Raw genomic sequence first — 688 nt, forward strand, 5'->3', positions numbered from 1 at the left:
CGCAGAGTCAACCAGCAAGTGCAAAATTATAAAACGTATTTGAAGAATTCACACTTTGGAGTAGAAAAGTTTAATTTTTCTCTCGGTCTTTCGTTCAATTTCTTTTGTATCGACATAATTCTCTTGTCTGTGTAATGTTCAAACGAATCCTTTTTCGGTATATATTGTCTGATTAGTTTATTTGTATTCTCAATAGCTCCCTTTTGCCAAGAACAATATGGATCAGCGAAGTATACGGGCACGCCTAAGAACTTGGTAATGTCCTTATGTGCTGCAAATTCAGGTCCGTTGTCTGTTGTAATGGTCTTCAGACAGTCCTTGTATGGTGGCAGCAGTTTCCTAACTACCTTTGCCAGAGGCTTTGACTGCTTTCCAAATGGCAGTTTCTGCATAAGCAGCATATTGGTGGATTTCTCTACCAGTGTGAGTATGGTATGCTGGTCAGGGTCTACGATCAAGTCCATCTCAAAATCTCCGAATCTCTTCCCGTCAACTTCCTTACTTCTTTCATGGATACTCAACCTGTCTTTAATTGGAAGATGTCTGCCCTTGGGACGATGTCTGTATTTCATCTTATGCCTTGTGTGTTTGGCAAGTTCCCCTGTTGTATCATTATGAATGATATTATAAATGGATTGGTGGGACACCTTTATTCCCTCATTCTTGCGCAGATAACCTGATATTTGTC

At 40.0% G+C, this 688-nt stretch carries 1 pseudogene (running past one end of the window); it reads right to left on the reverse strand.

Going from position 1 to position 688, the window contains the following annotated elements:
• Positions 1-7 precede the first annotated feature (7 nt).
• Positions 8-688, reverse strand: a pseudogene (locus tag E0E16_RS14930) (IS30 family transposase) (it continues 414 nt past the right edge of the window).

Source organism: Prevotella rectalis, assembly GCF_900607215.1.
In the GTDB taxonomy this organism is placed as follows: Bacteria; Bacteroidota; Bacteroidia; order Bacteroidales; family Bacteroidaceae; genus Prevotella; species Prevotella brunnea.